20 protein-coding genes are annotated in these 23,451 nt (G+C 73.3%); 10 read left to right on the forward strand and 10 right to left on the reverse strand.

Features of this window, described 5'->3' with window-relative positions; all coding sequences use genetic code 11:
* Positions 1-104 precede the first annotated feature (104 nt).
* The 6 genes from ACQP00_RS26615 to ACQP00_RS26640 are packed head-to-tail and all read right to left on the reverse strand — an operon-like array spanning position 105 to position 6,738.
* The gene (locus ACQP00_RS26615; protein ID WP_433199246.1) at positions 105-1,652 is read right to left on the reverse strand and encodes a hypothetical protein; all 1,548 of its coding nucleotides are present in this window, start codon (positions 1,650-1,652) and stop codon (positions 105-107) included.
* Positions 1,649-2,755, reverse strand: coding sequence for a CaiB/BaiF CoA transferase family protein (locus ACQP00_RS26620; RefSeq protein WP_433199249.1), 1,107 nt, complete (start codon positions 2,753-2,755; stop codon positions 1,649-1,651). Before ACQP00_RS26620 ends, ACQP00_RS26615 begins: the two co-directional genes overlap by 4 nt.
* 9 nt (positions 2,756-2,764) lie before the next feature.
* On the reverse strand, positions 2,765-3,532 hold the full coding sequence (locus ACQP00_RS26625) for an SAM-dependent methyltransferase (RefSeq protein WP_433199252.1): 768 nt from the start codon (positions 3,530-3,532) through the stop codon (positions 2,765-2,767).
* A 34-nt stretch (positions 3,533-3,566) separates the two neighbouring features.
* Positions 3,567-3,995 (reverse strand): MarR family winged helix-turn-helix transcriptional regulator, encoded by a 429-nt coding sequence (locus tag ACQP00_RS26630; RefSeq protein WP_433199255.1) that lies wholly within the window; start codon positions 3,993-3,995, stop codon positions 3,567-3,569.
* A 35-nt stretch (positions 3,996-4,030) separates the two neighbouring features.
* On the reverse strand, positions 4,031-5,815 hold the full coding sequence (locus ACQP00_RS26635) for a cation:proton antiporter (protein WP_433199258.1): 1,785 nt from the start codon (positions 5,813-5,815) through the stop codon (positions 4,031-4,033).
* Between the two features lie 11 nt (positions 5,816-5,826).
* A complete protein-coding gene (locus ACQP00_RS26640) occupies positions 5,827-6,738 on the reverse strand; it encodes an SDR family oxidoreductase (protein ID WP_433199261.1) in 912 nt (303 codons plus the stop codon).
* A gap of 78 nt (positions 6,739-6,816) precedes the next feature.
* On the opposite strand from ACQP00_RS26640, the gene ACQP00_RS26645 reads away from it, so the two are divergent.
* A complete protein-coding gene (locus tag ACQP00_RS26645) occupies positions 6,817-8,061 on the forward strand; it encodes an acyltransferase family protein (protein ID WP_433199264.1) in 1,245 nt (414 codons plus the stop codon).
* Here the strand turns inward: ACQP00_RS26645 and rox are convergent.
* The gene (gene rox / locus ACQP00_RS26650) at positions 7,988-9,460 is read right to left on the reverse strand and encodes a rifampin monooxygenase (RefSeq protein ID WP_433199267.1); all 1,473 of its coding nucleotides are present in this window, start codon (positions 9,458-9,460) and stop codon (positions 7,988-7,990) included. The two genes, ACQP00_RS26645 and rox, sit on opposite strands and share 74 nt — an antisense overlap.
* A 194-nt stretch (positions 9,461-9,654) precedes the next feature.
* Entirely contained in the window at positions 9,655-10,320 is a 666-nt protein-coding gene (locus ACQP00_RS26655) for a winged helix-turn-helix transcriptional regulator (RefSeq protein WP_433199270.1), read from the reverse strand.
* 87 nt (positions 10,321-10,407) lie between these two features.
* Here ACQP00_RS26655 and ACQP00_RS26660 point away from each other — a divergent pair, with 87 nt between their 5' ends.
* The 3 genes from ACQP00_RS26660 to ACQP00_RS26670 all read left to right on the forward strand — a co-directional run bounded on the left by ACQP00_RS26660 (position 10,408) and on the right by ACQP00_RS26670 (position 14,605).
* Positions 10,408-11,217 carry a class I SAM-dependent methyltransferase gene (locus ACQP00_RS26660; RefSeq protein WP_433199273.1) on the forward strand — a complete coding sequence of 270 codons (810 nt, stop codon included), beginning with the start codon at positions 10,408-10,410 and terminating at the stop codon, positions 11,215-11,217.
* A gap of 50 nt (positions 11,218-11,267) precedes the next feature.
* On the forward strand, positions 11,268-12,479 hold the full coding sequence (locus ACQP00_RS26665; protein ID WP_433199276.1) for an acetyl-CoA C-acetyltransferase: 1,212 nt from the start codon (positions 11,268-11,270) through the stop codon (positions 12,477-12,479).
* A 65-nt stretch (positions 12,480-12,544) separates the two neighbouring features.
* Positions 12,545-14,605 carry a 3-hydroxyacyl-CoA dehydrogenase NAD-binding domain-containing protein gene (locus tag ACQP00_RS26670; protein WP_433223999.1) on the forward strand — a complete coding sequence of 687 codons (2,061 nt, stop codon included), beginning with the start codon at positions 12,545-12,547 and terminating at the stop codon, positions 14,603-14,605.
* Here ACQP00_RS26670 and ACQP00_RS26675 read toward each other — a convergent pair.
* Positions 14,591-15,130, reverse strand: a complete 540-nt coding sequence (locus tag ACQP00_RS26675; RefSeq protein WP_433199279.1) for a TetR/AcrR family transcriptional regulator — start codon at positions 15,128-15,130, stop codon at positions 14,591-14,593. The genes ACQP00_RS26670 and ACQP00_RS26675 overlap by 15 nt on opposite strands.
* Before the next feature lies 1 nt (position 15,131).
* Positions 15,132-15,452, reverse strand: a complete 321-nt coding sequence (locus ACQP00_RS26680; RefSeq protein ID WP_433199282.1) for a DMT family transporter — start codon at positions 15,450-15,452, stop codon at positions 15,132-15,134.
* Positions 15,453-15,502: 50 nt separating this feature from the next.
* Between ACQP00_RS26680 and ACQP00_RS26685 the strand changes: the two genes are divergently transcribed.
* From ACQP00_RS26685 to ACQP00_RS26710, 6 genes are all read left to right on the forward strand, one after another.
* Complete coding sequence (locus ACQP00_RS26685; RefSeq protein WP_433199285.1) at positions 15,503-16,708, forward strand: winged helix DNA-binding domain-containing protein; 1,206 nt, start codon at positions 15,503-15,505, stop codon at positions 16,706-16,708.
* Positions 16,709-16,736: 28 nt separating this feature from the next.
* Positions 16,737-17,693 carry an endonuclease/exonuclease/phosphatase family protein gene (locus tag ACQP00_RS26690; RefSeq protein ID WP_433199288.1) on the forward strand — a complete coding sequence of 319 codons (957 nt, stop codon included), beginning with the start codon at positions 16,737-16,739 and terminating at the stop codon, positions 17,691-17,693.
* A gap of 1 nt (position 17,694) precedes the next feature.
* On the forward strand, positions 17,695-18,159 hold the full coding sequence (locus ACQP00_RS26695; RefSeq protein ID WP_433199291.1) for a MarR family winged helix-turn-helix transcriptional regulator: 465 nt from the start codon (positions 17,695-17,697) through the stop codon (positions 18,157-18,159).
* 57 nt (positions 18,160-18,216) lie between these two features.
* A complete protein-coding gene (locus tag ACQP00_RS26700) occupies positions 18,217-19,677 on the forward strand; it encodes an MFS transporter (protein ID WP_433199294.1) in 1,461 nt (486 codons plus the stop codon).
* Positions 19,678-19,837: 160 nt separating this feature from the next.
* Positions 19,838-21,484, forward strand: coding sequence for a hypothetical protein (locus tag ACQP00_RS26705; RefSeq protein ID WP_433199297.1), 1,647 nt, complete (start codon positions 19,838-19,840; stop codon positions 21,482-21,484).
* 157 nt (positions 21,485-21,641) lie between these two features.
* A complete protein-coding gene (locus ACQP00_RS26710) occupies positions 21,642-23,324 on the forward strand; it encodes an acyl-CoA dehydrogenase family protein (protein ID WP_433199300.1) in 1,683 nt (560 codons plus the stop codon).
* Positions 23,325-23,451: the final 127 nt, after the last annotated feature.

The raw sequence follows: 23,451 nt of genomic DNA on the forward strand, positions 1-23,451 counted from the left end.
GAAACCCGGACGACCTTCCGGCGAACGTCCGTCCAGACAGCGTGGCGCGTCGCGATGCGGGAGGTGAGGCTCGATGCGAGAAGATCGCGCCCGCAGCCTGGTCCTCAGCAGGTGGTGGCGAAACCCTGCAGCAGGTTCCGGTCGTATACGAAGATCACGTAGAGGTCGAAGTCGCGGCGGGTCACGGGAGTGCCGTACTGGGCCAGGACGTCTGCCGGGGTGCCGTACATCGGGCGTTGCTTCTCCAGCAGCACGAACCGCGCGTCGTGGGTGGCCGGGTCGTACATGTCGGTGTGGGTCTGCCAGCACATGCCGACGATGCGGCCGTTGCCGCTGAGCGTCGGCACGACGGTGACCTGGCGGGCGGTGCCGACGGTGATGTTGTTCGACACCCAGTACGAGCCGAGCCCGTAGCGCAGGCCGCGGCTCTCCAGCCAGTCGGCCGCCTCCTGGCCCTCGACCGGCTCGGCGCGGGGCGGGACGTAGGCGACGAGCGACACCAGCAGGACCGCCAGGACCGCGGCGGTCAGTGCCCGCGCAACCGGGACGATCCGGCCGGCCCGCAGCAGACGCACGCTCACCCGGGCGGCGAGGACGGCGGCCATCGGCAGGACCGGCGCCACCTCCCGCGTCGCGAGCAGGTCGATCGGGAGCGTCGAGACGATCTCCGCGGTGAGGTCGGCGACGATCGCCACGGCCAGGATCGCGTCGACCCGGTCGGCGGTGCCGCGGAGCACGGCGACCACGGTGAGGATCAGCGCGGCGACGGCCAGCAGCAGGCCCGGGACCCGCACGACCTGCAGCAGCGTCTCGACCCAGGGCGGCTGCACGCCGGGGCGGGTCACGCCGAACAGGATGCCGGCCATGCGGGCCACCATCCGCGCGCGGTCCGGCCACTGCTCGATCGGCGACAGCTGGATCGGTGGTTTCGGGGCGCGGAACCCGCCGAGGCGCTCGATCAGCCACAGCGCCGTGTGGGACGCGACGATCGAGGCCAGACCGGCCGCGGCGAGCCGGGCGTCGGTGCCGCGCCACGAACGGTCCCGCAGTGCCCGGTAGGCGCCGACGACCACCAGCGGCGCCGCACCCACGAACGTGATCAGCGGGTCGCCCATCGCGCCCCAGGCGAGGACCGCGGCGACCGCGAACGGCAGCCACACCCGGTCCCGGGCCCGGTCGATCAGCAGCCAGGCGATGAGCAGCGGGACCGCGGAGCCGGTGTGGTTCGGCGAGGACAGCAGCGTCTGGTAGCCCACGCCCGGCGCCGGCACGAGCAGGATCGCCACCGCGATCGCCGCCGCGAGCCAGCCGTGCAGGGTGCTGTCCAGGCGGCGCTCCCACGCCAGCCGGCCGGCGAGGAGCACCACCAGGGTCCAGGACAGGGCCGCGGCGATGTGGATCTGGTCCGTGGTGACGCCGGTGAAGAGCTGGATCAGCCCGTACTGCACCAGCTCCGTCGGATAGAACGACACGTCCGACAAGGTCCAGCCGCGCAGCAGCACGTTGCCGTGGAACAAATCCCAGGCCTGCAGCGCGTTGCTCGCCCCGTCGCTGTTCACCGTCACCGCGCGGGCCATCCGCAGGTACGCCAGGAACAACCCGATCGCGGCCACCGCCACCAGCAGCGGCGGCCAGGCCCGGCGCAGCCTCACGCGACGCCCCACTCGGCCAGGACTTCGGCGGTGTGCTGGCCCGGCAGCGGCGGCTCACCCGGCGTGGCGGGCGGCGCCGAGGCCGAGAACCGCGGCGCCGGGGCCGGCTGCACCGCCGCGTTGTCGCCGGCGGTGATGAAGGTGCGGCGGGCGGCGAGGTGCGGGTCGGCCGGGGCCTCGGCGAGGGACAGGACCGGAGCGACGCACGCATCGGTACCGTCGAACAGCGCCGCCCACTCGTCGCGGGACCTGGTCGCGAACGTCTCCGCCAGCCGGGTCCGCAGCTGCGGCCAGCGGGCGACGTCGAACTGCTCCGGCGCGTCGTCGAGGCCGAGGGTGGCGATCAGCTCGGCGTAGAACTGGGGTTCCAGGGCGCCGACGGCGACGTACCGGTCGTCGGCGGTGCGGTACACGTCGTAGAACGGCGCGCCGGTGTCGATGAGGTTCACGCCCCGCTGGTCGCGCCACAGGCCGGCGGCGAGCAGGCTGTGCAGGATCATGGACAGGTGGGCGGCGCCGTCGACGATCGCCGCGTCGACGATCTGGCCACGGCCCGTCGCCTCGGCGGACCGCAGCGCGGCGAGGACGCCGACGACCAGGTACAGCGCGCCGCCGCCGTAGTCGCCGAGCAGGTTCACCGGCACCTGCGGCGGCCCGCCGGCCCGGCCGACCGCGTGCAGGGCGCCCGTCCGGGCCAGATACGTGATGTCGTGGCCGGCCCGCGCGGCCAGCGGACCCTCCTGGCCCCAGCCGGTCATCCGCCCGTACACCAGCGCCGGGTTGCGGGCCAGAACCTGCTCCGGGCCGACCCCGAGCCGCTCGGCGACCCCCGGCCGGAACCCCTCGATGAGCACCTGGGCCCGCTCGGTCAGGGCGAGGACGAGCTCGACACCCTCCGGCGTCTTCAGGTCCGCCGCGACGGAGCGTTTCCCGCGGTTCGTCAGGTCGCCGGCGGGCGGCGGCGCGATCGGCGAGCCCGGCCCGACCCGGTCGACCCGCACCACGTCGGCGCCGAGGTCGGCCAGCAGCATCGCGGCGAACGGGCCGGGACCGATGCCCGCCAGCTCCACCACCCGCAGGCCCCGCAGCGGTCCTTCGCTCATGCGAGCAAGTTACCGGTCGATCACCCGGCAGACGAAAACGCCCCAACCCAAATACCTTCGCTGGTACCGCAAGTGCGTCCGACGCGCCGTCACCAGGTACTCGCGCATCGCCGGGGCGTCGGGGGACTGCGGGTTCGCGCGCAGCCACTCGTCGACCGTCCACCACTGCGACGCCACGTACCGGTCCCAGCTGTCACCGTCGGCGAGCACCATCTCGACCAGCTCCAGGCCCGCCTCCCGCAGCCGGTCGCCGGTGCCGGCGAGGGTGGTGAACGCTCCGCGCGGCATCGACAGCGCCTCGTAGGCCTCGTCCGGGGTGTCGTCGGCCCAATACGGCTCGCCGATGAGCAGCAGCCCGCCGGGGCGCAGCGCGCGGCGCATCAGGTCCGCGGTGCCGGCCAGCCCGCCGCCGATCCAGGTCGCGCCGATGCACGCCACGACGTCGTACTCCAACTGCTCGCCCGACTCCACCGCGGCGTCGACGGACCGGGCGGCCTCGCCGAGCACGAACGTCACGCGGTCGGCCACCCCCAGCTCCGCCGCGCGTTCGCGGGCGGCGGGAACGAACACGGTGCTGATGTCGACGCCCCGGCCCTCGATGCCGAACGCGTCCGCCCACCGGCACAGCATCTCGCCCTTGCCGCTGGCCAGGTCGAGCAGGCGCCGGCCGGGGCGCAGGCGGCAGAGCTCGCCGAGCAGCATCAGCTTGTCCTCGGTGAGCGGGTTCAGGATCCGGTGCCCGGCCTCGGCGATCTCGTGCGCGCGCAGTACGTCCATGCGGGTGACCGTGGCAGTGCGGTACACCCGCTGTCTACGGTTTTTGGCCCGTGCCCGCGCGGACGAGGGAGAACGCCAGGCTGGTCAGGGTCGCCCGGGTCTCGGGGGACAGGTGCGCGGCGAGGTCCAGGACGCGGCGGCCGATCTCCCGCTCACCGTCCGCGGCCAGCCGGCGACCCTCGTCGGTGAGCGCAACGAGGACGGCCCGCCCGTCGTACGGTGACGGCGAGCGGCGCACCAGGCCGCGCTTCTCGGCGCGGGAGACCAGGCCGGTGATCGACGACTTGTCCAGGCCCAGGTGGCCGCCGAGTTCGAGCATGCCGACCTGCCGGTCACGCAGGATGCCCAGCAGCCGGATCTGCACGACCGACAGGTCGTGCGGGGCGCCGGCCGCGGCCAGGATGCGCTGGATCTGGAAGGACAGCTGGACCAGGGCGTCCACGGTGTCGTCGTCGGTGGTCACCGGCCCAGCGTACGGCATGTAGTACGTGCCACGAACTACCGGCCGCCGGATCGTCCGGATGGTCCGGATGGTCCGAGGCGGCCCGGCCCGCCGCGGCGGGCCCGGTCCCGGTAGCGCTGGGCGAACTCGCGGTTGCGCGGCGACATGCGGTCGAAGCCGGGCGGCACCGGGTGTTCCGGCTGTCCCGGGTGTTCGGGGCGCGGCGGCCGCACCGGCTCGTCGACACCCGCCGTCTCCTCCCGGGTCAGGTGCGTCTCGGCCGCCTGGTGCAGGTCGACGTCGTGGACCAGGATGCGGGCCGTGTCGTCGTCGAGCTCGCCGCGCACGACGCCGCCGACGACCGCGGACCGCTGCCGGTCGAAGTCCTCCGGAGCCGGCGGGCCACTGTGGGTCACCGTCGCCCAGATCATCGACTCGCCGCGCTCCAGCAACTGGTTGGCGCCCTCCCGCTCGCCGTGCGTGTCGATGTTGAGGCGGCGGACCAGCGTCCGGATCGTGGTGCCCTGCAGCAGCAGCGTGCCGAGGGTGACGAACAGCGCGATCGCCTGGATCGCGTCGCGGCCCGGGAACGGCTCGCCGTTGTGCAGCGTCGGCGGGATCGCCGCGGCCGCGGCCAGCGTCAGGATGCCGCGCATGCCGGTCCACCCGACGATCAGCGACTCCCGCGGCGTCGGCGCACCCAGCGGGCCCCGCCACTCGCCGGCCGACTGCTGCAGGCGGCGGCGGGCCATCCGCGACTCCGCCCGGCGCTTGATCCGTTCCCGGAACCGCGGGTCCTGATCCATCCGGTGGATGAACGCCCGGCGGCGCATGTCCCACCACCAGAACATCAGCCACACCGCGCCCAGGCGGAACACGATGACCGTCACGAGCAGTACCGCCGCGGCAATCAACGTGATGGTCAGGCCCGGCTTCGCGGTGGTGTGCGACAGGTCCGACACGACGAAGCGCAGCTGCAACCCGATGTAGGCGAAGACGAACGTCTCGAGCAGGAAGTCGAAGACCGGCCAGACCGCGTCCTCCTGCAGCCGGGTGCGGTACGCGGTCGGGTACTGGAACTTCGGGTCCAGCAACGTGTTCGCGCTGAACATGAACGCGCAGCTGACCACGGCCAGGATGCCGGAGGCGTGGATCTGCTCGGCGGTCAGGAACGCGGTGAACGGCAGCAGCAGCGCCAGCGACGTCTCCAGCACCGGATTGTGCAGGCGCGGCCGCAGCCACAGCGCGATGAGCGCGAACACGCCGCCGACGAACACGCCGAGCACCGCGGTGTACCCGAACAGCAGGAACGGGTTGTCGATCAGCGTCTCCTCGGCGCCCGCCGCGGCCGCCGCCACCCCGAACAGCGTCAGCGCCGTCGCGTCGTTGACCAGGCTCTCCCCGGTGAGGATGGCCGACACCCGCCGCGGCAGCCCCAGCTCGTCACCGTGCGACACCGTCGTGATGGTGTCCGGCGGCGCCAGGACCGCACCGAGCAGCAGCGCCGCCGGCAGCCCGATCGCGGGCATCAACCAGCTCCCGACCAGCCCGACCACGCCCATGGTGAGCACCACGAGCGTCACGCCGAGGGTGAGGATCGGCCGCAGGTTCTGCGAGAACCCCGAGAACGACGCGTTCCGGGTCGCGGAGTACAGCAGCGGCGGCACGACGACGGCCAGAATGAGCTCGGAGTCCAGTTCCAGCCGGGGTACCCCGGGCAGGAACGACGCCGCGGCCGCCAGCACGACGACCACGAGCCCCGGCTGCACCCCCCTCCGGTGCGCGACCGCCGAGACCGCGATTCCGCCGACGATGATCAGGAGCAGCTGGACACCGTTCACGGAAGATCACCCTAATTCGGTACCGCACTCGCGCGCATGAATTCGTACGCGCCACGCAGCCGCGTGTGCAGCATCTTGCTCGCCACGCCGATGTCCAGCCGGATGTCGCCGGGGCGGCCCGACCCGGACGCGGAGCGGAGCCGGCCCCGGTCGAGCCCGTCCCGCTCGGCGACGAGCACCCCGAGGTCGTACCGGCTCACCGCATCCGCCCCGGCCACGTGCAGCACCCCGCTGAAGTCACCGGCCCCGATCTCCAGCAGCGCGTCCGCGAGGTCGTCGGCGTGCACGGGCTTGCGGATCTCGTCCGTGTACAGCGCGCCGTCGATCCGGCCCGCCAGCAGGTCGTACGTTAGCTGCTCGTGCCCGCCGGCCCCGTCGGCGATGATCAGCGAGGTGCGCACGACGGCGGCGCCGGGTGCGATGGCCCGCACCGCGGTCTCGGCCGCCGCCTTCGCCGCCCCGTACGCGTAGATCGGGTCGGGCAGGTCCTGCTCCGTGTACTCCCGGCCGGCCCGCCCGGAGAAGATCGCATCGCTGGACACGTGCACCAGCCGGACCCGGTCGCCGCAGGCGAGGGCGATGTTGGCGGCCCCGTCGGCGTTGGTGACCCAGTCGTTGCGGTCCCGGCCCGCGGCGGTGTGGATGACGAGATCCGGCCGGACCGCCGCGACGACCTCGGCGACGGCCTCCCGGTCCCGGATGTCGAGCCGGACCGGGCTGATCGCCGCGGCGAAATCCGCGCCGATCCCCGTGCTGGTTCCCGTGCTGTTCGTCGTACTGATGCCCGGCTGGCCTTGGACCGCCTCGATCCACGGCCGCACATGGGTGCCCAGCACGGTGTGCCCGGCCGCCTTGGCCAGCAACGCCACGCGCCGGCCGAGGGAACCGGTCGCTCCGGTGATCAGGATTCGCGCCATGGGCATCAGTAATACCGCAGAGCTAGCCGCAGATCGCTCCGTGGTGGGACGTGACGGTGCGTGTCGCGCTCGTACGGTCCCGCCATGACCACCGCACCGTCAACCGACCGTGACCGCGCCGTCGACGCCCTGCGAGCGATCGCGATCTGCGGCGTGGTGCTCGGGCACTGGCTCGTCACCGCCGTCGTCGTGGACGGCGACACGATCCGGGTGGCCAGCCCGCTGCGCGCGGTGCCCTGGCTCGCGCCGGCGTCGTGGCTGTTCCAGACCCTCGCCCTGTTCTTCTTCGTCGGCGGCCTCGTCGCCGCCCGCCCCCGCCCGGCGCCGCATCAGACGGACGGTTCCGCCGGCGACCGTGGCGGTCGGGGTGGTCGAGGGGTCGGGCGCGGCTACGGGCGGTGGCTGACGGGGCGGCTCGAGCGGCTGTTCCGGCCGGTCCTGGTGCTGGTCGCCGTCTGGAGCGCGCTGGTCATCGCCGCGACGCTGTGGTCGTACGTGCCCGCCGCGTCAAGCGGCGCCGGAGTGGTCGATCACCTCCTGGCGGCGGTCCGGTCGCATACCGTGTTGAAGCTGGTCGCGTCGCCGCTGTGGTTCCTGCTCGTGTTCGCGGCCCTCACGATGGCCCGGCCGCTTGTCGCGCGGCTGCACCCCGGCTGGCCGCTGGCCGTGGTCGCGGCCGTCGATCTCGGGCGGTTCGGGCTGGGCGCGCCCGGCTGGATCGGCTGGGTCAACCTGGCGGCCGGCTGGCTGGTGCCGTTCTGCCTCGGCGCCGCCTGGTCGCGGGGGCGGTTGCGGTCCCGGGCGAGCGCGTGGCTGATGCTGCTCGGCGGGGCGGCCGCGACGGTGGCGCTGACCCGGTGGTTCGGCTACCCGGTGTCCATGGTCGGCGTCCCCGGGCAGGGCATCTCCAACCTGAACCCGCCGACCCTCGCCGCCGTCACGTTCGGGATCGCCCAGTGCGGCGCCGCGTTGCTGCTGATGCCGGTGTTGCATCGCCTCATGCGCCGCGACCGGCCGTGGCGGACGGTGACCGCGGTGAACCGCTCCGCAATGACGATCTTCCTGTGGCATCAGACGGCGCTGCTCGCGGTCACGCTGCTGACGCCCGGTCCGCTGCCCGGGCTGCACACCGCACCGGAAGGGCCGTCGTGGCTGTTCGCGCGGCTGCTGTGGCTGCCCGTGTTCGCCGCCGTCCTCACCGTGTGCTGGGCGCTGTTCCACCGCTACGAGAGCCGCCACGAGCGCGGCAACGGGCTCAGCGGCGTTGGGCGGTCACACCCGGTGGGAGCGGTGCGGCCGGACCGAACCATGTCGGGAGCGCCGCGGTGAGTGACTGCTGGTCGTCGCCGAGCCATGCCACGTGCCCGTCCGGGCGGAGCAGGACCGCCGGGTGCTCGAGGTGCCCGGTCACCGCCACGACGTGGTCGACGCGGTCCGCCCAGCCCGACACGGACAGCCGGCCGGTCTGGTCGAGGAGCAGGCCGCGGCCGGTACGCAACAGCTCGTACAGGCGGCCGTGCTGCAGGGGCAGGTCCCGCAGGGGCAGGTCCCGCAGGCGGCGGCCCAGCAGCTGCGGGCCGGGGCCGAAGTCGTAGCGCACACCGATCGCGGTGATCTTCTCGATGAGGTGGCGGCGGACGTCCTCGAACTGGGCCAGCTCGGTCACCAGGCGCCGCACCGCCTGGGCGCCCGACTCCAGCGACATCAGCTCCATCTGGGCGCGGGTGTTGTCCAGCACCGACGCGGCCACCGGGCGGCGTTCGGGCTCGTAGGTGTCCAGCAGGTCCGGCGGGGCCCAGCCGGCGACCGCGGCGGCCAGCTTCCAGCCGAGGTTGAACGCGTCCTGGAGGCCGAGGTTCAGGCCCTGCCCGCCGGCCGGCGGGTGGGTGTGGGCGGCGTCGCCGGCCAGGAACACCCGGCCCGCCCGGAACCGGTCGGCCAGCCGCGTCGCGTCGCCGAACCGGGACAGCCAGCGGGGGGAGTGGGCGCCGAAGTCGGTGCCGGCCGTCGCCACCAGTTGCTGGCGCATCTCGTCCAGCGTCGGCGGTACGTCGCGATCCCCGGCCAGTCCCGCCGCCGGCACGACCACCCGGAACACGCCGTCGCCGATCGGGCCCGCACCGAAGCGCAGCTGCGTCTTGCGGACCTCCGTCATCACCGCCAGCACCTCCTCCGGCGGCGCGGTCAGCTCCAGCTCGCCCAGCAGGGTCTCGACGCGGCTCGGCTCGCCGGGGAAGCCGATGCCCAGCAGTTTGCGGACGGTGCTGCGGCCGCCGTCGCAGCCTACCAGGTACCGCGACCGCAGGGTGCCGCCGTCGGCCAGCTCGACGGTCACGCCGTCGCCGTCCTGGTGCAGCCCGGTCAGCGCGCAGCCGCGGCGGATCTCGGCGCCGACCGACACCGCGTGCTCGTGGAGGAGCCGGTCGGTGATCGTCTGCGGGATGCCGAGGACGTAGCCGTGGGCGGTGTCCAGCCGGTCCGGCCACGACCCGGCGATGCCGGCGAAGAAGCCGCCGTTGTCGTGGCGCTTGCCGTGCTCCAGGAAGCGCTCGAGGAGCCCGCGCTGGTCCATGAGCTCGATGCTGCGCACGTGCAGGCCCATCGAGCGTACGACCTTCGTCAGCTCCGGGTCGCGCTCCAGCACCACCACCGTCACGCCGCGCAGCCGCAGCTCCGCGGCCAGCATCAGACCCGTCGGCCCACCACCGGCGACGATCACGTCGATCACGTGCGATCCCCCTGCCACAAGCGCCCGTACACCCCGAATTGCGTACGGTGCGTCTCCGGCCGAAGGGTATTGCACTGTATGGGCGCCCTGGCACGGTTGGTTACGCCGTTATGTCCTGAAGAACAGTGGGGGAGCTCCGCTCCACCCACGCCCCCTCAAAACCGCACCTGGTCCTGCACGCAGCGGAAAGAGGCTCAGCTGGGGCGGGCCGCCGTCGCGTACGGCGCGAGCGTGAACCACGCCGGCAGGGCCCGGCGCAGGTGTTCCGGGCCGCGCACCCGCAGCGCCTCGTCCCGCTGGGCGTGCTGCCAGCTGACGTCGCCGCGCCAGACCTCGGTGAGGCGGCGCAGCGAGCCGTGCACCGTCACCGACACGTCGAAGCCGGGATCGGCGTCGCACACGTCGGCCTCGCGGGCGGCGATCACCAGCCACCACTGCCGCAGCGCGCTCGGCACGTCGGTGAACTCGAACGCCACGACCGACCGGCCCGGCGGTACGGCGTCGTGGTCCACCCGGCGGTGCATGTCCCACAGCAGCAGCTTCGGGTCGAGGTCGGCGTCGCCGAGCTCGCCGATCCAGCGCACGCCCCAGACGCCGATCGCCTCCAGGATCGGGGCGAGTTCCAGACCGGCGGCGGTGAGCACGTACCGGCCGTCGTCGTTGCGGACGAGGCCCGCCACGGTGAGTGAGTGCAGCCGCTTCGACAGCAGCGCCGGCGACATCCGCGGCAGGCCGCGGCGCAGGTCGTTGAAGCGGCCGCTGCCCGCCATCAGCTCGCGCAGGACCAGCATCGTCCAGCGCTCGTCGAGCAGCTCCATCGCCTTCGCGACCGGGCAGAACTGGTAGTAGCCCGCTCCCATGCCGGAAGGGTAGAACCCGGGCGACCCGGCGCTCCAGTACAGATCGTGTACTAGTTCCCGACACCGGCGCGAACCTAGCGTGCTGGCATGACCACACCACTGCAAGACAAACACCGCGCCATCTGGGCGTCGGGCGACTATGCGGCCGTCGCCGCCGACATCATTCCGAGCCTCGGGCCGGTGCTCGTCGAGGCCTGCGGCATCGGGCCGGGGCAGCGGGTCCTCGACGTCGCCGCCGGGACCGGCAACGCCGCCATCCCGGCCGCGCTCACCGGAGCCGACGTCACCGCGAGCGACCTCACGCCGCGGCTGCTCGACATCGGGCGGCAGCTCGCCGACGAGCAGGACGCGAAACTGACCTGGGCCGAGGCCGACGCCGAGGCGCTGCCGTTCGCCGACGGCGAGTACGACTGCGTGATCTCCTGCGTCGGGGTCATGTTCGCGCCGTTCCACCAGCCGGCCGCCGACGAGCTCGCCCGGGTCTGCCGGCCCGGCGGGACGATCGGCCTGATCAACTGGACGCCGGCCGGGTTCGTCGGGCAGCTGTTCGCGACCATGAAGCCGTTCGCGGCGCCGCCGCCGCCCGGTGCGCAGCCGGGGCCGCTGTGGGGCGACGAGGCGCATGTCCGCGCGCTGCTCGGCGAGCGGGTCACGGACGTGCGCGCGCAGACCCGGACGGTGCGCGTCGAGCGGTTCGCGGCGGCGGACGGGTTCCGGGAGTACTTCAAGCACAACTACGGGCCGACCGTCGCCGTGTACCGCCTGCACGCCGACGACCCGCAGCGCACCGCCGAGCTCGACGCCGCCCTGGACGAGGTGGCCGGCCGGTTCCGGGCCGCCGACGGATCGATGGAGTGGGAGTACCTGCTGCTGACCGCCCGCCGCGCCGGAGCGTGACGCGCCGGCGGTCTGGTGGAGGCCCGACCCCGTTGGTTACTCTTCGGTAGGTGAGCACTGAGGCTTTCGTTTTCGATGCCATTCGCACACCGCGCGGCCGGGGTAAGCAGAACGGCTCGCTGCATGGCGTCAAACCCATCTCGCTGGTCGTCGGGCTGATCGACGAAGTGCGGCGCCGCAATCCCGGGCTCGATCCCGAACGGATCGACGACGTGGTGCTGGGTGTCGTTTCGCCCATCGGCGACCAGGGTTCCGACATCGCCCGCATCGCCGCCATCGCCGCCGGCCTCGGGGAGACAGCGGCCGGGGTACAGCTGAACCGGTTCTGTGCTTCCGGGCTCGAGGCGGTGAACATCGCGGCGCAGAAGGTGCGGGCCGGCTGGGAGGACGTCGTCCTCGCGGGCGGTGTCGAGTCCATGTCCCGCGTCGCGATGGGCTCCGACGGCGGGGCGTGGGCGATGGACCCCGAGACGAACCTGGCCACCGGGTTCGTGCCGCAGGGCATCGGGGCGGACCTGATCGCGACCATGGACGGGTACCGCCGCGAGGACGTCGACGCCTACGCGCTGGAGTCGCAGACCCGCGCGGCGAAGGCGTGGGCCGGCGGGTACTTCAACCGGTCGGTCGTGCCGGTGCGGGACCGCAACGGGCTCGTCGTGCTCGACCGGGACGAACACATCCGGGAGTCGAGCATGGACGGGCTCGGCGCGCTGCCCGCCTCGTTCGCCATGATCGGCGAGCTGGGCGGGTTCGACGCCGTGGCGCTGCAGAAGTACCACTGGGTGGAGCGCATCGAGCACGTGCACACGGCCGGCAACTCCTCCGGGATCGTGGACGGGGCGTCGCTGGTCCTGGTCGGCAGCGAGGCGGCCGGGCGGGAGCACGGGCTCACCCCGCGGGCCCGGATCGTCGCCGCGGCCGTGAGCGGGGCCGACCCGCTGATCATGCTCACCGGGCCGGCGCCCGCCAGCCGCAAGGCCCTCGCCAAGGCCGGGCTCACCGTCGACGACATCGCGCTGGTCGAGATGAACGAGGCCTTCGCCGCCGTCGTCCTGCACTTCGCCAAGGACATGGGCTTCTCGCTGGACCAGGTCAACGTCAACGGCGGCGCGATCGCCATGGGCCACCCGCTCGGCGCGACCGGCGGCATGCTGCTCGGCACGCTCGTCGACGAGCTGGAACGGCGCGGCGAGCGGTACGGGCTGGCCACCATGTGCGTCGGCGGCGGCATGGGCATCGCGACGATCGTCGAGCGACTGTGAACCGGGGGAGCGACGTGGAGATCATCCGTTACGAGCGCGGCGAGGACGGCGTCGTGCTGCTCACGATGGACGACCCGGCCCGGTCCGCCAACACCATGAACGCCGCGTTCACCGAGGCGTTCGGCGCCGTGGTCGACCGGCTGTACGCGGAAAAGGTCGACATCACCGGCGTCGTCCTCGCCTCGGCCAAGAAGACCTGGTTCGCGGGCGGCGACCTGGACCTGCTCGGCAGCATCGGCCCGGACCAGGCGGCCGACATCATGGCGTCCACCACGCACCTCAAGTCGCTGCTGCGCCGGCTGGAGACGCTCGGCCGGCCGGTCGTCGCCGCGATCAGCGGGTCCGCGCTCGGCGGCGGGCTCGAACTGGCCCTGGCCTGCCACCGGCGGATCGTCGCCGACGACAGCCGCATCGAGATCGGCTTCCCCGAGGTGACCCTCGGCCTGCTGCCGGGTGCCGGCGGCGTGGTGCGCACCGTGCGGCTGCTCGGGATCACCGAGGCGCTCATGCAGGTCCTGCTCAAAGGCCAGCGCCACCGCCCGGCCAAAGCCCTCGACGTCGGCCTCGTCCACGAGCTCGTGCCCGCCGAAGCCCTCGTCGACCGGGCCCGCGAGTGGATCGCCGGCAACGCGAACGCGGTGCAGCCGTGGGACGTCGCCGGGTACAAGATCCCGGGCGGCACCCCCAGCAACCCGAAGTTCGCCGCGAACCTCCCCGCCTTCCCCGCCACCCTGCGCAAGGAACTCAAGGGCGCGCCGTATCCGGCGCCGCGCAACATCCTCTGCGCCGCCGTCGAGGGCGCCCAGGTCGACCTCGACACCGCGTTCGTCATCGAGGGCCGCTACTTCGCCGAGCTCGCCACCAGCCAGACCGCCAAGAACATGATCAAGGCGCTGTTCTTCGACCTGCAGGCCGCGAACTCGCGCGGCAGCGGGAAGGTCGCGTTCCGCAAGGTGGCGGTCCTCGGGGCCGGGATGATGGGCGCCGCGATCGCGTACGTGTGCGCGAAGAACGGGCTCGACGTCGTCCTCAAGGACGTCACCCTCGAAGGCGCGCGCAAGGGCAAGGCGTACGCCGAGAGCCGCCGCCACGACCAGGCGCTGCTGGACCGGATCACCCCGACCGCCGACGTCGCCGACCTGGCCGGCGCCGACCTGGTCATCGAGGCCGTGTTCGAGGACCCGGGCCTGAAGCACAAGGTGTTCGCGGAGATCGAGGACGTCGTCGCCCCCGACGCGCTGCTGTGCTCGAACACCTCGACGCTGCCGATCTCGATGCTCGCCGAGGGGGTCCGCCGCCGCGCCGACTTCATCGGGCTGCACTTCTTCTCCCCGGTCGACAAGATGCCGCTCGTCGAGGTCATCCGCGGCGCCGACACCTCCGACGAGGCCCTCGACAAGGCCCTGGCGGTGGTCCGGCTGCTGAAGAAGACCCCGATCGTGGTCAACGACAGCCGCGGCTTCTTCACCAGCCGCGTCATCGGCACGTTCACCATGGAGGGCCTGCGGATGCTCGCCGAGGGCGTCCCGGCCCCGTCGATCGAGCAGGCGTCCCTGCAGGCCGGTTATCCCGCTCCGGTACTGCAGCTGATGGACGAACTCACGCTCACCCTGCCGCAGAAGATCCGCAACGCGACGGCGGCGGCGATCGTCGCGGGCGGCGGCACCTGGACCCCGAGCCCGGCCGACGACCTGATCGACCGCATGGTCGACGACTTCGGCCGGCCGGGACGCTCCGGCGGGGCGGGCTTCTACGAGTACACGGACGGCAAGCGCACCGGCCTGTGGCCCGGTCTCAAGGAGCATTTCGCGAAGCCCGGAGCGAACAGCACCGGCATCCCGTTCGCGGACATGCAGGAGCGGATGCTGTTCGCCGAGGCGCTCGAGTCCGTGAAGTGCCTCGACGAGGGCGTGCTGACCTCGGTCGCCGACGCCAACGTCGGGTCGATCCTCGGCATCGGGTTCCCGGCCTGGACGGGCGGCGTGTTGCAGTACGTCAACCAGTACAAGGGCGGCCTGCCCGGCTTCATCGCCCGGGCGAACGAGCTGGCCGAGCGGTACGGCGAGCGCTTCACCCCGCCGCCGCTGCTGCTGCGCATGGCCGACGAGGGATCAACGTTCCAGTAGCGAGCGGATCGCGGCTTCCAGGCCGCCGGCATCGAGGGGATCCCCGGTGACGACGGCCTGGAGCATCGCACCGTCGATCAGCGCGCTGACGGCCCGGGCGGCGCGGTCGCCGGTCCGCGGGGCGAGGAGCTGGTGCACCCCGTCGAGCCAGGCCCGGGCGAGGGGCCGCAGTTCGGGCACGCGGGCGGCGGCCAGGTACAGCTCGTACTCGAGCAGCGCCTTCGGCTGGTCCGCCAGGTACTCCGCGACGAGCCGGCTCAGCACCGCGGCGAGGTCGCCGGCGTGTTCGATCGCCGCCCGCCACTCGTCCAGGTCGCCGGTGGTCGAGTCGCTGACCAGCGCCAGGCCGGCCGCGATCAGGTCGGCGAGCGTCGGGAAGTAGTAGGTGGTGGCGCCGAGCGGCACGCCGGCCCGGGCCGCCACCATCCGGTGCGTGACCCGCCCGACGCCCACCTCGGCGACGACGGCGACCACGGCCTCGGCCAGCGCCCGTTTGCGGCCTTCGGGATCTTTGCTGGTACCCACGTCAGTGCGCGCCGCCGAGATTCAGCACCACGACACCGGCGATGACCAGGCTCACGCCCACCACCTTCAGCACACTGAGCGGCTCGCCGAGGAAGACCGCGCCGATCGCGACGATGGCGGCGGTCCCGAGGCCGGACCACATCGCGTACGCGACGCCGACCGGCACCTGCTTCACCGACTGGGCCATGAACAGGAACGCCAGCGTGTAGGCGACCAGCACGCCGACCGTCGGCCAGAGCTTCGTGAATCCCTCGGTGGCCTTGAGCAGGCTGGTGCCGACCACCTCGACGGCGATCGCGAATCCGAGCATGACGTACGCCACGACGACCTCCCCAGACGCGGCAACTAGTACGATCGTACAAGTTGGCGACCGTGAGCGGCATCGTGGTGCGTGTGACGTTGCACATCGACACCGCCCAGCGGCGCGCCCGGCTGGCGGTGCGGCACGGCCTGGCCGGTGCGGTACACCCGGGGAAAACGGCGGAGGAGGTCGCCGCGGACCTCGTCGCCCTGCACGCCACCGACCCGGCGACCGTGCACCTGTCCGTCGCCGCCCGGCTGCACCGCCCCCTCGTCGCGGACCTGGAAGCGGCGCTGTACGAGCGGCGGTCGCTGCTGCGGATGCTCGGCATGCGCCGCACCATGTTCGTGGTGCCGGCCGGGTTCGCCGCGGTCGTGCAGGCCGGTGCGACCCGGGCGGTCGCCGCCGAGCAGCGCCGCCTGCTGCTCAAGCACCTCGCCGAGACCGGGGTCGGCGACGCCGCGTGGCTGCAGGACGTCTCCGAGTCGACGTACGAGGCGCTGCGCCGCCGGGGGAGCGCCACCGCCGCGCAGCTGGCCGGCGACGAGCCGCGGCTGCGCACCCTGATGGTGTTCCCGCAGGGCAACCAGTACGTCACCAGCCGGGTGTTGTTCCTGCTCGCGGCCGAGGGGCGGATCGTGCGCGGGCGGCCGGTCGGGACGTGGATCAGCAGCCAGTACGCGTGGTCGTGCCTGCCCGACTGGCTCCCCGAGCCGCTGCCGGAGCTCGACCCCGCCGCCGCCCGGGCCGAGCTGGCGCGGGCGTGGCTGGCGCGCTTCGGACCCGGTACCACCGCGGACCTGAAATGGTGGACCGGCTGGACCATGACGCACACGAAGGCGGCGCTGCGGGACCTGGCCGCCGTGGACGTGTCCCTGGACGGCGGCGAGACCGGCTGGGTGCTGCCCGACGACACCGGCCCGGTCGACGACCCCGGGCCGTGGGTGGCCCTGCTGCCGGGCCTCGACCCGACGGTCATGGGGTTTCAGAGCCGTCTCTGGTACCTCGGGCCGCACGCACCCGCCCTGTTCGACCGCACCGGAAACGCCGGACCGACCATCTGGTCCGACGGGCGCATCGTCGGCGGCTGGGGCCAGCAGGCATCGGGCCGGGTCGCGACCGAGTTCACCGAGGACGTCACGCCCGCCGTGCGCAAGGCCGTCGCCCGCGCCGCGGATGAACTGCAGGGCTGGCTGGGCGGCGTGCGGGTGACTCCCAGGTTCCGGGCCCCACTTGAGCGAAAACTGTCAGACGTCGCCGGTACGGTCGTCCCATGACGGTTGCACGGGGGTCGGAGCCGGTGGCGTGACCGCGGTGTTCTGGGCGGCGGCCGCGCTCGCCGCCGCCTTCACGGTCGTGCGTGTCCTGGGTGCCGAGCGCGGGACGCCGCTGGTGCAGCTCGTCTCGTACACGCCGTACGCGGCCCTGGCCGCGCTCGTCGCCGGTGCCGCGGTCGCGTTCCTCGCGCTGCTGCCCGGGCTGGTGCTGCTCGCCTGCGGGGCGGTCCTCGCGGCGCTGGTCGTGCCGCGGCTGGTCCCGCCGCCGGTGCCCCGCGACGGGGTGCGGCTGCGGGTGATGTGCGCGAACCTGCTGTTCGGGCGCAACGCCACCCTCGCCTTCGTCGACCAGCTGAAGATCGACGACGTGGACGTGCTGGCGGTGCAGGAGCTCACCGACGAGGGGCTGGCCGCGCTCGACGACGCCGGCATCGACGCGCTCCTGCCGCACCGGGTCGTGTCCACCGCACCCGGCGGCGGCGGATCCGGGCTGTTCAGCCGGCACCCGATCGAGGACCCGGCGGCGCGCAGCCTCGACGACATCCCGATGCAGCAGACGGCGGCGACGGTGCACGTGCCGGGGGCGGGGCCGGTGCTGATCGAGTCCGCGCACCCGTATCCGCCGCGGCAGGGCCGGGTGCGGATCTGGCAGCAGCAGATCGCGACGCAGGCGGTGCCGTCCGCGCTCGGGCCGCCGCGGGTGCTGCTCGGCGACTTCAACGCCACCCTCGATCATGCGGCGCTGCGGCAGCTGCTGCGGGCCGGCTACCGCGACGCGGCGGCGGAGCGCGGGCGGGGACTGGCGGCGACGTGGCCGTACAAGACGGAGACCCTGCCCTTCTGGACCCCGCCGATCACGCTCGACCACGTGCTGATCGACGCCCGGATCGGGGTGCGTGAATACGGCACCCGGCCGGCGGGCGAGAGCGACCACCGGCCCGTCGTGGCGGAGCTGGTGCTGCCCGCGGGCTTCTATGCTGGGTGACATGGCCGCCCCGCTGACGCCTGACCTGTCGTTCCTGCTCGACCACACCAGCCACGTGCTGCGCACGCGGATGACGGCGGCGCTCGCGGAGATCGGCCTCACACCGCGGATGCACTGCGTGCTCGTGCACGCGCTGGGCGAGGAGCGGACGCAGATCCAGCTCGCGGAGATCGGCGGGATGGACAAGACCACGATGGTGGTGACCGTCGACGCCCTGGAGAAGGCCGGCTACGCACAGCGCCGGGCGTCGAGCACCGACCGCCGCGCGCGGATCATCGCGGTGACCCCGTCGGGGGCGGAGATGGCCGCACGCAGCCAGGAGATCGCCGACTCGGTGCATGCGGCGGTCCTGGACGCGCTGCCCGCCGACGAGCGCTCGGTGCTGGTCCGGGCGTTGACCCGGCTGGCGCAGGGGCACCTCGCGACGCCGGTCGAGGCCCAGGGCGTCCGGCGCGCCCGGCAGTAAAGAATTTGGTCCCGTCAGAGATAGTTCCGTAGCGGACGATCTGCTACGGTCGGTCCTATGGGACAGAATCGATGGGTCGCGCTCGCGGTGCTGGCGACCGGCATGCTCATGGTCATCCTCGACGGGAGCATCGTCACCGTTGCCATGCCGGTCATGCAGCGCGACCTGGGCTTCACGCCCGAGGCGCTGACCTGGGTGATCAACGCGTACCTCATCGCGTTCGGGAGCCTGCTGCTGCTCGCGGGGCGGCTCGGGGATCTGCTCGGGCGCAAGCGGGTGCTGATCGCGGGTACCGCCGTGTTCGTGGCCGCCTCCGTGCTCGCCGGGGTGGCGAACGGGCCCGCGATGCTGCTGGCGGCCCGGTTCCTGCAGGGCGTCGGCGGGGCGATGTTCAGCGCGGTGAGCCTCGGCATCCTGGTCACGCTGTTCCCGGCGCAGGGCGAGCGTTCCCGGGCGATCGGCGTGTTCTCGTTCACCGGCGCGGCGGGCGCGTCGCTCGGCCAGGTGCTGGGCGGGGTGCTCACCGACGCGCTGAGCTGGCACTGGATCTTCCTGATCAACGTGCCGATCGGGGTGGCGACCCTCGCCCTGGCCGTGCCGTACCTGCCGGCGGATCGCGGGCTGGGGCTGCGCGCCGGCGCGGACGTGCTCGGCGCGCTCCTGGTGACGGCCGGGCTGATGACCGGAATCTATGCCGTGGTCCAGACCCGGGGTGACCGGCTCGTCACGGCCGGCGTGGCGGTGGTGCTGCTGGGCGGGTTCGTGCTGCGGCAGGCGACGGCGCGCAATCCGCTGATGCCGTTGCGGGTGCTGCGGTCGCGGCAGGTCGCCGGGGCCAACGCGCTGCAGGTGCTGATGATCGGGGCGATGTTCTCGTTCCAGATCCTGATCGCGTTGTACATGCAGCGGGTCCTGCACTACACGGCGTTGCAGACCGGGCTGGCGATGCTGCCCGCCGCGCTGAGCATCGCCGCGGTGTCGCTCGGCGTGTCGGCGCGGCTGATCCAGCGGTTCGGGGAGCGGGTCGTGCTGATCGCGGGGCTGGTGCTGCTGACGGCGGCGCTCGGGTGGCTGACGCGGCTGCCGTCCGACGCCCGGTACGTCGCCGATCTGCTCCCCGTCATGGTGCTCATCGCCGGTGGCGGCCTGGTCCTGCCGGCGATCACCGGGCTGGGGATGTCGGGGGCGAAGCCGGACGATGCCGGGCTCGCGTCGGGGCTGTTCAACACGACCCAGCAGCTGGGCATGGCGATCGGGGTGGCCGCACTGTCCACTGTGGCCGCCGCCCGGACGTCCGCACAGCTGCGGACCGGCGCCTCGGAGGCGGTGGCGCTCACCGACGGCTACCGGCTGGCGTTCACCATCGGCGCCGTCCTGCTGGCCATGTCGATCGCCGGCTCGGCGGTGCTGCTGCGGTCCCCGGCCCGCGCCGCCACCACGGATGCTGTCACCGCGGCGGCACGCTCCGACGCGGCGGGCGCGGATTCGGCGGGCCGGGTCGAGGCGCACCGCGAGTGATGAGGCGACTACTCTCGTTCTGCTGCAACGAATGGGGGCCCGGGTCCGTCTTTGTCACGGATTGATGCCGTCGCCCCGAGGGTGGCGGCTCGGGTGGGCATGATCGGATTCGGGGCGGGCTGTGGCCGGTTTCTCAGCGGTGTCTGCAACACTGTCGCGCATGCGGCAGCGGGTCGGGGGCGCGTTCGGGGCGTCGATGGTGTTGGTGACGGTCCTGGCGGTCCCGTCGATCGCGGCCGCGGCGCCCAGCCCGTCGCCGACCGCCTCGGGCGCGGCGAACCCGAACCTCGGACCGGCGATCAGCGGTAGCGCCGTGTGCACCATGAGTGACCCGCAGCTGACCGAGATCTCCGGGCTCGTCGCGACCACGGACGGGTACGCGGTCATCAACGACAGCAACGTCGACCGCAGCCGCGAGAAGATCTTCCTGCTGGACGACGCGTGCCGCGTGACCCGGACCGTGAGCTACCCGAGCAGCGCCTTCGACCCGGAGGACCTCGCGGTCACCAAGGACGGGACGCTGTGGGTCGCCGACATCGGGGACAACACCACGCTGACCGGCGGCTCGGGCAACCGCCGCTCGTCGATCGCGCTGTGGAGCCTCGCCCCGGGCGCGAACGCCCCGGTGATCCACCGCCTGGCGTACCCGGACGGCAAGGCCCGCGACGCCGAGGCCCTGCTGATCGACGCCGAGGGCCGGCCGGTCATCATCACGAAGGACCCGGTCGGCGAGGTGTACACCGTCACCGAGCCGCTGCCGGCCAACAACGCGAACCCGGCGCCCCTGTCGCGGGCCGGGTCGTTCAAACCGCTGGCGACGGGGACCGCGAACCCGTACGGCATCCTCGGCACCGGCGTCGTGACCGGCGCCGCGATGAGCCCGGACGGCAAGCGGGCGGTGGTGCGCACCATGTCCGACGCGTACGAGTTCGACCTCGCCGACGGCGACCTGGCCGAGGCCATCACGGGCGGCACGACCCCGCGCATCACCCCGCTGCCGAGCGAGCCGCAGGGCGAGGCGATCACCTACAGCCGCGACGGCACCGAGTTCCTGACCACCTCCGACCAGCCGAAGCCGACGACGATCCTGCGCTACACCCCGTATGCGCCGCCGGCCCCGGCCGCCCCGTCGCCGGCGGCGCAGGCGCAGGCCCCGAAGACCGCCGACCGCTCGTTCCTGGACAGCCTCACGCTGCAGGACATCACCCGGATCGTGACCGGCATCGGCGTGGTGGGGCTGGTGATGATCGCGGTCGGGGTGTTCGCGGTGATCCGGTCCCGCCGTCAGCGTCGCGCGCTGCTGCTGGCCGGTGGCGGGACGGCCGGGACCGCGGCGGCCGGCGCCTCGTCGCAGGCCGACACGGGTGAGCCGGCCGACGATGGGACCACGGTCTCGCCGGCGGCTTCCGACGACACCACCGTCTCGCCGGTGCCTTCCGACGACACCACTGACGATGGCGGCGACGGCGGCCCCGGGCCAGTCGCGTCCACGAGCGGTGGCGATGGCGAGCTGACCCAGTCCGCGGGTGACGACGGGGCGGGACCGGGCGAGGGCGAGTCGGCTGCTGGTGAGTCGGTGGTTGCACCGGCTCAGGCGAAGCCGGCGGACGACGAGCCTGGGTCAGCTCCGACGACTCCGGTGCCCGCGGCGCCGGCGTCCGCTGCTTCGCCCGCTTCGCCGGCGCCGGCCGCGGCTCCGCCGCAGTCCAGGGGGCCGCGCGGCGCCGGGCGGGCGAGCAAGGCCACGAAGGCCACCAAGTCCACCAAGCGGCCCCGTTCGGGTGGGTCCGACCCGGCCGGGGCCTGAGGTCGGCGCGCTTTGACCGGCTCCGGGTTACCGGTCTTGCGGTGCGCTGTGGGCGGCGCCGAATTACCGGTATTGCGATTATCGGTAATTCAATAATCGGTAATGCGGGGAGGACCGGCCCGGGAGCGCGGGCGTACCAGTCGGTAACCTGGCTGGCATGACGCGATTCGTGCAGACCGGGCCGTCGTTGCGGGACCCGTACACCGCTGACCCTCAGCTGCGGGGGTGGCTCGATCGGCTGCTCGGCGAGGACGGGCACGCGGCGGCCGAGCAGCGGCTGTCGGACCTGTCCGCCGAGGTGCTCGGGCCGCTGCGGGCCGCGCACCACGACGCCGAGACGCATCCGCCGACGCTGACGCGGTTCGACGCCTGGGGCGAGCGGATCGAGCGCGTCGACACGTCGGCCGGGTGGCAGGCGCAGCGGGCGGCGGCGGCTCGGCACGGGGTGGTGGCGTTGCCGTACCTGGCCGAGGCCCGGGCGACCTGGGGGGCCGGGGCCCGGGTCGTGCAGCAGGCGTTGTTGCACCTGTGGGGGCCGGAGTCGGCGACCTTCTCGTGTCCGGTCGCCATGGCCGACGGTGCGGCCGCGCTGTTGACGCAGACCGGGGCGCAGGGGGAGTGGCTGGCCCGGCTCGTGTCGACCGATCCGGCGGTCGCGGTCACGTCGGGGCAGTGGATGACCGAGTCGCAGGGCGGGTCGGACATCGCCAGGTCGACCACCACGGCGCAGCCGGACGGGGCCGGCGGGTGGGTGCTGACGGGGGACAAGTGGTTCTGCTCCGCCATCGACTCGGCGATGGCGGTGGCGCTGGCCCGGCCCGAGGGTGCCGGGGCCGGCAGCCGGAACCTGGTGCCGTTCCTCGTGCCCCGGTACGCGGGCGAGGGGGGATTGCCGGCTCGGGGCGTACAAGTGCTGCGGTTGAAGGAGAAGCTCGGAACACGGGCGGTGCCGACGGGCGAGGTGCGGCTCGACGGGGCCCAGGCGTTTCCGCTGACCGATCCCGCGCAGCCGGGGCTGGCCGCGATGATGACGCTGGTGGTCGTGACCCGGCTGCACAATGCGGCCGCGGCGGCCGGGGGGATGCGGCGCGGGCTGGAGTACGCGCTCGCGTACGCGGCCGAGCGGACCGTTGCCGGTGGGCTACTGGCCGACAATCCCCTGCACCGGGCCACCCTCGGCGGGCTGGCGGTCGACGCGGCCGGGGCGTTCGCGCTCGCCTCGCACTCCTTCGCGCTGCTGGGCCGGGCCGAGCACGGGGACGCCGACGCGGCGGCCGAGCTGCGGCTGGCGGCTCCGCTGGCGAAGCTGACGACCGGGCGGCTGGCGGTCGCCTCGGCGAGCGAGTACCTCGAGTGCTTCGGCGGGGCCGGCTATGTCGAGGACACCGGGATCCCGCGGCTGCTGCGGGACGCTCAGGTGCTGCCGATCTGGGAGGGCACCACGAACGTGCTCTCGATCGACGTGCTCCGGGCGTTGTCCGCGGACGGCGGGCGGCCGCTGCTGCACCGGCTGACCGCGGCCGCCGACGCCGCGACCCACCGGCTGCCCGGCGTGGCGGAGGCGCTGGCCGCCGCGACGACGCGCCTGGCCGGGGATGTGGCGACCGCGGCCGGCGATCCGCGGGACGCTCGCGTGGTGGCGGGGGCGCGGGAGTTGGCGTTGCGGCTCGGGCACGCGTACACGGCGGGGCTGCTGCTGGAGCACGCGGCGTGGGCGGCCGAGCGCGGGGATGAGCGGCCGGCGCTGCTGGCGTCGCTGTGGATTCTTCGCCGGCTCGGGCATGCCGACATTTCGGCCGACCTGCATGCCGGGTTCGATCAGCTGGTGACCGCCCCGTAACAGCACGCACGGATGCCCGGGGCGACTGCGGTTGTGCAACGTGGCAAGGCCCGCCGCTCGATCCGCCCGGCGTCGTCAGCGAACCCGGCCGGGCGGATTGGCATTACCGGCGTGCGGGCCAGGCGAA

This window comes from Dactylosporangium sp. CS-047395 (assembly GCF_050942185.1).
GTDB lineage: Bacteria > Actinomycetota > Actinomycetes > Mycobacteriales > Micromonosporaceae > Dactylosporangium.